1 pseudogene is annotated in these 3580 nt (G+C 71.3%); it reads right to left on the bottom strand.

Annotated elements, in window-relative coordinates:
* Nucleotides 1–3580, bottom strand: a pseudogene (locus N912_RS66910) (hypothetical protein); the annotation flags it as partial.

The raw sequence follows: 3580 nt of genomic DNA, 5'->3' as shown, positions 1-3580 counted from the left end.
CGGACACGAAGTTGTTGGTCAGCTGGCCGATCGAGTCGGCCGGGTCGTGCTGGCGGGTGCCCCGCTGGTTGCTGTTCTGGTCGTCGGAGTTGTCGCTGCCGTGTCGGGTGGCGCCGACGAGCTTGAGCAGGCTGGAGGTGAAGTTGTTGGTCAGTTCGGAGACCGAGTTGGCCAGCCCGGCGTCGCGCTGTTGGCGGGTCAGCCGCTGGCTCCACTGGGACAGCGCCCGTTCGGTGGTCTGGCCGGCCTTGTCACCGGCGACGCGCGAGACGATGCCCGATGCGGTGTCGGTGAACCGCGACATCGCCTCCGCCACGCTGGGCACCGCCCCCCGCGAGCCGCTCGCGGGCGATCCGCCGGGCCGGTGCGCGGAGACCGGTGGAGCCTGGCCGGTCAGGATGTGGTCGAGCAGCTCGGCGGCTTTGGTTTCCCATTGGGCGTAGGCGTCGCGGTGCGCGGAGCGCTGCACGGCCTGGGTGAGGGGCTTGCTCTCCCAGCCGGGGACCTTCTTGAGGTGGTTGAAGAAACCGGTCTCGGCGAAGGTGGCCTGGCCTTGGGCGACGCCGGCGGGGAGCGGTCGGGGCGCGGGCTTGGCAGGGGTTGGGGTGGTCTGCTCGGCCGGTGGGCCCCGGGCCTGGGGTGTGCCTGGGTGTTGCTGGGTGGGCCGGTTCTGGGTGGGGCAGATTCCGATGGCCTGGCAGGTGATCGGGTCGGCGGCCTCGTCGGGCGGGGTTGCGGGTGAGCCGCCGCTGTGGTGGCCGGAGTCGACCGGTGTGGAGGTGCCGCTCATGCCTCGGCCTCGGGAGTCCAGGCCCTTGCCGGCGGCGGCGATCGCGGCGGAGACCTCGTCGGCCAGCCCGGTCAGGGTCTGGCGAGCCTGCGCGCCGGCCTTCTTCCCAGCCACGGTGGTCACCAGCCCGGAGACCAGATCGACAACCCCGCCCAACACCTCATCGGCGTTCTCATTGCCCCGAGCGCCGGAGCCGTGGGCGGCGTTGCCGGGCCGAGGCTTGTACGTGACCGGCTCGTCGGGCTGGTCGCGCTGGTCCTGATCGGCGCTCTGGCCGGAATGGCCACGGCCAGAGCCCTTACCCGAACCACCCGACACACCCAGCTGCTTGAGCAGGTCTTGGACGAAGCTGCCAGTCAGTTCGGTGATTTGTTCGCCGAGGCTGCCCCCGCCGTGGCCAGTGCCGGCCCGCTGCGAGCCGTCGCCGCCCTGTCCGTTGGAGCCGCGCTTGCCCTGGCCGCCGCCGACGACCTTGAGGACGTTGGACACGAACTTGTCGACGAGCCCGGAGATTTGCTTGCCGAGGTCGCCGTCTTGGCCGTTGCCGCCTTGCTGGGAGCCGCCGCGCTGGCCGCTGGACCCACCCTGGCCGGACTGGCCGCCGCCGCTCACGCCGACGAGCTTGAGCAGGGTGGAGGTGAAGTTGTTGGTCAGCTTGGAGATCGAGTCGCCGAGGTTGTTGGGCTGGTGGCGGTTGGAGTCGTGGTGGCCTGAGCCCTGGCGTTGGCCGGACAGGGCGTTGCCGATCGTCTTGGGCAGGGAGCCGAGGAGGCCGCCGGTGATGTCGGAGACCGAGTCCAGGATCGACCCGACCAGCCCGCCGAGTCCGCCGCCGTGCCGGTCGCCCCGGCCCTCGGAACCGGTCTCGCGGTTGTTGCCGCTGGAGCCGTTGCCGTGTTGGGTTCCGCGCGCCAGTCCTAGCAGCCTGGATACGAAGTTGTTGGTCAGCTCCGTGACCGAGTCGGCCAGCCCGGTGTCGCGCTGCTGGCGGGTCAGCCGCTGGCCCCACTGGGACAGTGCCCGCTCGGTGATCTGGCCGGCCTTGTCACCGGCGACGCGCGAGACGATGCCCGATGCGGTGTCGGTGAACCGCGACATCGCCTCCGCCACGCTGGGCACCGCCCGCCGCGAGCCGCTGTGCGCGGAGACCAGCCGGGCCTGGCTCGGATCGGTCGCGGTCTTCGGGGCGGGCTTGGGGGCCGGTTTCGGGGGCTCGGGGGTGCCGATCAGGTGGTCGAGCAGCGCGGCGGCTTTGCCTTCGTGGCGGGCGTAGGCGTCGCGGTGGGCGGAGCGCTGTACTGCCTGGGCGGCTTGGGTGATCGACTTGCTCTCCCAGCCGGGGACCTTCTTGAGGTGGTTGTAGAACTGGGTGGCCGCGTGGACCGGGTCCATGACCTGGGCCACGGTGCCCCAGCCCTGGGAGGGGCGCTGCTGGAACAGTCCACGGGAGTCGCGGTCGCCGCGGTTGAGGTTCTGGAGCCCGGACTCTTGCAGTGCGGTGGCGAGCGCGACCTGCAGTCCTCGCTTGGGGATGCCCATCTTCTGGCCGACCTGGACGATGGTCTCGGCGAAGGTGGCCTGGGCCTTGGTAATGCCGGCGGGGAGCGGTGCCTTCTTGACGGGGGGTGCGGCCTGGGTGGTCTCGGCGGCTGGTGGGCCTCGGGCCTGGGGGGCGCCGGCGTGCTGTTGGGTCGGCTGGCTGGGGGCCGGGCAGATGCCGATGGCCTGGCAGGTGATCGGGCCGGTGCTCTCGTCCGGTGGGAGGGCGGGTGAGCCGTTGTGGTGGCCGGGGCCGACCGGTGTTGAGATGTTGGAGCCGCCCATGCCTCGGCCCCTTGAGTCCAGGCCCTTGCCGGCGGCGGCAATCGCGGCGGAGACGTCGTCGGCGAGTCTGGTCAGGGTTTGGCGGGCTTGGGTGCCGGCTTTCTTACCGGCCACGGTGGTGACCAGTCCGGAGACCAGGTCGACGACCCCGCCGAGTACCTGGTCGACGTTCTCACTACCGCGGGCGCCGGATCCCTGGGCGGCGTTACCAGGCCGGGGGCGGTGGGTGATCGGCTCCTCGGGCTGGTCCTCCTGGTCCTGCTGGTCCTGGTCCGCACTCTGGCCGGAGTGGCTGTTGCCCGAGCCCTTGCGCGAGCCGCCGGACACGCCCAGTTGCTTGAGCAGGTCTTGGACGAAGTTTCCGGTCAGTTCGGTGATCCGCTCGCCCAGGCTGCCACCGCCGTGGCCGGTGCCGGCCCGCTGGGAGCCGCCGCCCTGGCCGTTGGAGCCGCCCTTGCCTTGGCTGCCACCGGTGGCGCCGACCAGCTTGAGGACGTCCTGGACGAAGTTGCCGGTCAGCTCGGAGATTTGTTTGCCGAGGTCGCCGCCGCCCTGGCCGCCGCCGCGCTGTGAGCCGCCGTCCTGACCGGACCCGCCGCCTTGACCGTTGCCCTGTCCACCGGTCACACCGACGAGCTTGAGCAGGTTCTGGACGAAGTTGCCGGTCAGTTCGGTGATTTGTTCGCCGAGGCTGCCCCCGCCGGTGTGGCCGGTGCCGGCCCGCTGCGTGTCGCCGCCCTGGCCGCGCTGATTGCCGGAGCCGCTGTTGCCACCGGTGGCGCCGACCAGCTTGAGGATGTTGGACACGAACTTGTCGACCAGCCCGCCGATCTGCTCGCCCAGGTTGCCGTCCGAGCCGCGCTTGGCGCCTTCGCTGCCGGAGCCCTTGCCGCCTTGGTCGGAGCCGTTCTTGCCGCCGCCGGTGACCCCGACGAGCTTGAGCAGGTTCTGGACGAAGTTGCCGGT

The sequence above is a fragment of the Actinospineispora acaciae DSM 45401 genome (assembly GCF_000620785.1).
Classification (GTDB): domain Bacteria; phylum Actinomycetota; class Actinomycetes; order Mycobacteriales; family Pseudonocardiaceae; genus Pseudonocardia; species Pseudonocardia acaciae.
This window is presented reverse-complemented; position numbering and strand designations above follow the sequence as displayed.